Here is a 6,219-nt window from a genome sequence, read left to right as displayed (position 1 = left end):
GCCCCACCGTCCATGCTCCCCACAACCCCTACCGCAGCCCCTGGCAACGTTCCCGCCACACCCGCCACGGGCCTGCTGCTGACCGGCGGCGGAGCCCGCGCTGCCTACCAGGTGGGCGTGCTGGAAGCCATTGCCGACCTGCGCCAGGCCTGTGGCGAAGGCGGCGGCCCCAACCCCTTTCCCATCATCACCGGCACCTCGGCGGGGGCCATCAACGCAGCCGCCCTGGCCTGCGGAGCCGACCACTTTGACCGTGCGGTACGCCGCATTGCACGCGTGTGGCGGCAGTTCCATGCCAGCCAGGTGTATGGCGCCGACTCGCTCAGCGTGATGCGCAGCGGCGCGCGCTGGCTCACGCTGGTGTCGCTGGGCTGGGCGCTGGCACGCTGGCGGCGCATGCGGCCGCGCTCGCTACTGGACAACTCGCCACTGGAGAAGCTGCTGGTCAAGATGGTGCCCCTGGTGCGCCTGCCCCGGCTGATACGCAAGGGGCATCTCACCGCGCTCGCCGTGACGGCGTCCAGCTACAGCTCGGGCGAGCACGTCACCTTTTTTGAAGCGGCCACGCCCGTCAAGCCCTGGGTGCGCTCCCAGCGCAAGGCGGCCAGCGACCGCATCACGCACGAGCATCTGCTCGCGTCGTCGGCCATTCCCTTCATCTTTCCAGCCAAGGGCATCGAGGTGGATGACCACATCGAATACTTCGGCGATGGCTCCATGCGCCAGTCGGCGCCTATTGCCCCGGCCATCCATCTGGGGGCCGAGCGCATCCTGGTGATCGGCGCGGGCCGCATGCACGAGCCCAAGGGCGATGCCGCCGCCAACCCCACGGCCACCTACCCCACGCTGGCGCAGATCGCGGGGCATGCGCTGTCCAACATCTTTCTGGATGCGCTGGCGGTGGACGTGGAGCGCGTGCAGCGCATCAACCAGACCCTGTCGCTGATCCCCGAAGAAAAGCGCCTGCACAGCGCGCTGCGCCCCATAGAGCTGCTGGTGATCGCCCCCTCGCAGCGCCTGGACGCCGTGGCTGCGCGCCATGTGGGCGATCTGCCGGGCCCCGTGCGCACCATGCTGGGCGCCCTGGGGGTCACGTCCAACATGGCCGATGTGCGCGGCGCGGCGCTGGCCAGCTACCTGCTGTTCGAGTCCGGCTACACGCAGGAGCTGATGGCCCTGGGCCGGGCCGACACCCTGGCCATGCGGGCCGAGGTGTGCCAATTTTTTGGATGGACGGATACCGGTGCCGAGGTGCAGATGCGGCACCACACCTGAGAGGTGCCCGCCGAAGCAACCGCTTACCGGCGGCGAAACCTGCTCGCCCCGCGCCACACGGCCGCCAGCGCCAGCAACGCCGCCAGGACTCCAACACCCTCACCCGACAGTCCGGGCACCGGAGAGGGCGCAGAGGGTGGAGCCGTCACCCGAAACACTTTCAGTTCATCAATGCTGGCAGGGCTGCGGCTATAAAACGCAATACGCTGGAATGCTGGTGACAAACCGGCATAAGACGCCGAGGGAGCTGGCGGATTCAAGTAATCGAATCCCGACAAGCTGGACAGCACCCACATCTGGGTCAGATTGGCTGTGTAGTCAATGCGCAGCACTACGGCGCTGAGGGTATTGAGCGCCACTGTGCTGCACGCGCCGGTCACTGGCTGCAAAGTGTTGTCAAGAATGGCATATACGGGGCTGCCACATGCACCGTTGTTGCCCACTGCACCCGTAGTTACACCTGCATTGACGAAACGAAGGTTCGGCGTGCCGCCGCCAGACTGGGTGCCAAACTGCGAGACGAACTGCACGAAAAGAACACCGGAGTTTTGCAACGGCAAGTCTCGCGCAGCATCATTCAGCTGCGACCCGGCCCGGTACACCACCTTACCCCCTGCGGCTGCCAAACCCGGCACCGACAGCCCCACAGAGTTCGTAAAAAAATCGGTGAACGAAATACTGTCAGAAACCCAGGCTCCAGTCCATCCAGTGCCCCCGTTTTGCCCTACCAGCGATATGTTGTTGGCGTAGGAAAAAGAATCCTCGGCGACGGTGGTAATGACGGGCGCCGCGAGCGACGGCACAGCGCTGAATGACAAGCTCAACAGCCACGTGTACAACGACTTTCGCAAACTCACTCGCGAGACGACCCAACCAGCACACGGACACGACATGTTGAAGACCTGAAAAACCGCAAAGACTGCGCAAGAGTTGGAGAAAGACGCCGCTGGATTTTTCCAGGGCCAGGGGGCGACTCGCGTGCCGCTTGAAATTTTGCCATTGGCGGGGTGGTATCCGTCGCTTGCCCCAAAGCCTCACGCGGCCAGACATACCACAACCCCCTAAAATCGCGGGTTCCGCCTGAGAAAGCCGCTTTTCATGACGACCTCCGCCCGCAAACTCTTCGTTACCACCGCCCTGCCGTATGCCAACGGCAACTTCCACATCGGCCACATCATGGAATACATCCAGGCCGACATCTGGGTGCGGTACCAAAGGATGCAGGGCAACGCGGTCAACTTTGTGGGTGCCGACGACACCCACGGCGCGCCCATCATGATCGCCGCCGAAAAGGCCGGCAAGACGCCCCAGCAGTTCGTGGCCGACATCGCTGCCGGCCGCAAGCAGTACCTGGACGGCTTTCACATCAGTTTTGACAACTGGCACAGCACCGACGCGCCCGAAAACCACGAGCTGGCCCGACAGATCTACCGCGACCTGCGCGACCGCGCCGACGGTGGTCTGATCGAGGTGCGCACCATCGAGCAGTTCTTCGACCCCGAGAAGAACATGTTCCTGCCCGACCGCTACATCAAGGGCGAATGCCCCAAGTGCCACGCCAAGGACCAGTACGGCGACAACTGCGAGGTGTGCGGCACGGTGTACGCCCCCACCGACCTGATCAACCCCTTCTCAGCCCTGTCGGGTGCCAAGCCAGAGCTGAAGAATTCAGAGCACTTCTTTTTCAAGCTGTCGGACCCACGCTGCGTGGAGTTCCTGGAAAACTGGACGCAGGACGGCAAGCTGCAGCCCGAGGTGGCCAACAAGATCAAGGAGTGGTTCACCGTCCGCACCAACCCCGACGGCACCACCAGCGAAGGCCTGGGCGACTGGGACATCAGCCGTGACGCGCCCTATTTCGGCATCGAAATCCCCGACGCACCCGGCAAATACTTCTACGTGTGGCTGGACGCGCCCGTGGGCTACCTCGCGTCGCTGAAGAACCTGCTGGAAAAGCGCGGCGAAAGCTACGACGCCTACATGGCCGACCCGGCGATGGAGCAGTACCACTTCATTGGCAAGGACATCGTCACCTTCCACACCCTGTTCTGGCCCGCCATGCTGCACTTCAGCGGCCGCAAGACACCCAACAACGTGTTTGTGCACGGCTTTTTGACCGTGAACAACGGCGAGAAGATGAGCAAGAGCCGGGGCACGGGCCTGGACCCGCTCAAGTACCTGAGCCTGAACATGAATGCCGAATGGCTGCGCTACTACCTGGCGGCCAAACTGAGCGCACGCAATGAAGACATCGACTTCAATGCCGAAGACTTCATGCTGCGGGTGAACAGCGATTTGATCGGCAAGTACGTGAACATTGCCAGCCGGGCGGCGGGCTTCTTGACCAAGCGCTTTGACGGCAAGCTGACCGACCAATTTGGCACCACGGGCGCAGCCCTGCTGGCCGAGGTGCGCGGTGCCAGCGACGCCATCGCGCAGATGTACGAAACGCGGGAATACAGCAAGGCCACGCGCGAGATCATGCAACTGGCCGACAAGGTCAACGCCTACGTGGACCAGAACAAGCCCTGGGACCTGGCCAAGGATGCCGCCAACAACGAGGCGCTGCACCAGGTGTGCTCGGTGCTCATCAACACCTTTGCGTCGCTCACGCGCTACCTGGCTCCGGTGCTGCCGGGCCTGGCCCAGGCCGTGCAAGGCTTCGTGGGTGTGGACATGCAGCAATGGGACGTGGCGGGCGACGTGCAGGCGATCACGCCCTACCAGCACCTCATGCAGCGCGTCACCCCCGAGCAGCTTGAAGCATTGTTTGAGGCCCCAGCGCAGGCAGAACAAGCGCCAGCAGCTACAGAAACCGTAGCAGCCCCCGGTGGTGAAGAACTCGCCCCCACCATCACCATCGACGACTTCACCAAGATCGACCTGCGCATTGCGCTGATCGTGAACTGCGAGCCGGTCGAGGGCTCCACCAAACTGCTGCGCCTGACGCTGGACGTGGGCGAAGGCCGCACGCGCAATGTCTTCTCAGGCATTGCCAGCGCCTACAAGCCCGAAGACCTGGTGGGCAAGCACACCGTGATGGTGGCCAACCTGGCGCCACGCAAGATGAAGTTTGGCGTGAGCGAAGGCATGGTGCTGGCCGCCAGCCATGGTGACGAAAAGGCCAACCCCGGCATCTACGTGCTCAACCCCTGGCCGGGCGCCACGCCCGGCATGCGGGTGCGGTAAGGCGTGCAACGCTCATAGACAAAGCAATCGTCAAGGATGCCGAGGGGTGCTGATCCCCTCGCCATTCGCTGATAGCGGAAGGGGCGGCATGTTGACGGCCGCCCATCATCCCGTTTTCAGTACAGGTACACCGCGCCCGCGTTGGTGCTGCTTTCGTCCGACTGATTGCCGCCAACGCCAGTCGATCCACTGTCTTCAGTGGATGCCCCCACGGCCAGGGTAGTGCCGTCACCCGATATCGCCACACGGCCACCAAACCGGTCCCCAGCGCCCGTATTGGGTGCCTTCAGGTAGGCTTGCTGCGCCCAGGTGCCCGCGCTGCGGCGAAACACCAGCACAGCGCCCGCATCCGCAGCGGCGGTGTTGGCCTGGTCGCCATTGAATCCGCGCGCATTGCTGTCGTCCCGGTACGACGGCACCACCAGCGTGTTGCCGTCGCTGGACATGGCCAAGTTGTTGCCAAACCGGTGGGGGGTACGGGTGTTGGAAGCTTTCAAGTACGCCTGCGACTGCCAGACGCCACCTGCGCGAATGAACACAAACACCGCGCCAGAGTTGAGTGCCAGGGTGTTGCGCGGTGGCGGCACGACGAAGGTGCCTGTGTAGTTGCTGCTGTCTCCATCCATGCCAACCGCCAGCGTGTTGCCGTCGCCTGACAGGATGACCGACACACCGAAGCGGTCCTGCGCTTGGGGACTGGGGGCCTTCAGATAGGCCTGCTGCGACCATGCCCCCGCATTGCGCTGGAACACATAAGCCGCACCGGCATTGGTCAAGGCGTCGTCTGCAGGATCACTCGCCAAAGCGCTGCGCTCAAAGAACGCACCCACCGCCAGGGTGTCGCCCGCGCCCGACAGGCTGAGGTAGATGCCGAAGAAATCTCCCGCACCGGCGTTGGATGCCTTGAGGTAGCTTTGCTGTGCCCAGCTGGTGCCCGTGCGGGCAAAGACGTAGGCGGCCCCGGACGCAGCATAGGCTGCATTGCCGTGTGTTCCGGTCAGGTCACCATCCTCGTTGTAGGCCCCGACCGCCAGGGTGTTGCCGTCGTTCGAGAGGGCTACGAATGAACCGAAAAGATCGTCGGCATCCGCGTTGCTCGCCTTGATGAATGCCTGCTGCGACCAGACGGCGCCCGTGCGGGAATACACATAGACGGCGCCTGAGTTGCTGGCCAGGTTGTTGGTGGCGGGCATCGTCGCAAACGTGCCCTTCTGGTCGCTGCTCTCGCCATCCGCGCCGATGGCCAGCGTGTTGCCGTCGGCAGACAGCGCCACGGCATTGCCAAAATAATCGTTGGCCTCGCCGTTGGGGGCGGCAATGCGCGCCTGCTGCGACCACGTGGCGCCACTCTTCGTGAAGACGTACACCGCGCCAGTGTTGCCTCCCTCGCCATAGGCCCCCACGGCCAAGGTGGTGCCGTTGCTGGACAAGGCCACGCGGTTGCCAAAGCGGCCTTCGGCGGTGGTCGCCGAGGCTTTGAAGTACCCAATGGCGCGCACCATGTCGGCCGCTACAGACGTCGACGGGGCGCTGCAGCCACCCGCATTGCAGGCCTGCACGGTGTAGGTGGCATTCAGCCGCAGGTGCAGCAGCACTGGTACGGCATAAGTCAGCCCTGTGGTGGCGGTGGACCCGATCTGCACGGGTGTCAGCGGGCCTGCGCCATCCGGGTCCTCGTACACCGTGTAGCTGGTTGCACCCGGCGCCGAAGTCCACGAAAAGATCAGCGCCTTCGTCCCGTAGCCAATGCCCAGG

Annotated in this window: 4 protein-coding genes; 2 read left to right on the top strand and 2 right to left on the bottom strand. The window is 63.9% G+C overall.

Annotated elements, in window-relative coordinates:
• Positions 1 to 12: 12 nt before the first annotated feature.
• Positions 13 to 1,275 (top strand): patatin-like phospholipase family protein, encoded by a 1,263-nt coding sequence (locus DBR23_RS24620; protein ID WP_108499878.1) that lies wholly within the window; start codon positions 13 to 15, stop codon positions 1,273 to 1,275.
• Positions 1,276 to 1,298: 23 nt separating this feature from the next.
• Here DBR23_RS24620 and DBR23_RS24615 read toward each other — a convergent pair whose 3' ends face one another.
• Positions 1,299 to 2,114 carry a hypothetical protein gene (locus DBR23_RS24615; RefSeq protein ID WP_146191437.1) on the bottom strand — a complete coding sequence of 272 codons (816 nt, stop codon included), beginning with the start codon at positions 2,112 to 2,114 and terminating at the stop codon, positions 1,299 to 1,301.
• Positions 2,115 to 2,373: 259 nt separating this feature from the next.
• Here DBR23_RS24615 and metG point away from each other — a divergent pair, with 259 nt between their 5' ends.
• Positions 2,374 to 4,464 (top strand): methionine--tRNA ligase, encoded by a 2,091-nt coding sequence (gene metG, locus DBR23_RS24610; protein WP_108499876.1) that lies wholly within the window; start codon positions 2,374 to 2,376, stop codon positions 4,462 to 4,464.
• A gap of 116 nt (positions 4,465 to 4,580) precedes the next feature.
• Here metG and DBR23_RS24605 read toward each other — a convergent pair.
• Positions 4,581 to 6,219: integrin (locus tag DBR23_RS24605; protein WP_108499875.1), on the bottom strand; the 1,639-nt coding region annotated here is incomplete at its 5' end.

It is taken from the genome of Acidovorax sp. HMWF018, from assembly GCF_003061035.1.
Lineage (GTDB): Bacteria > Pseudomonadota > Gammaproteobacteria > Burkholderiales > Burkholderiaceae_C > Acidovorax > Acidovorax delafieldii.
This window is presented reverse-complemented; position numbering and strand designations above follow the sequence as displayed.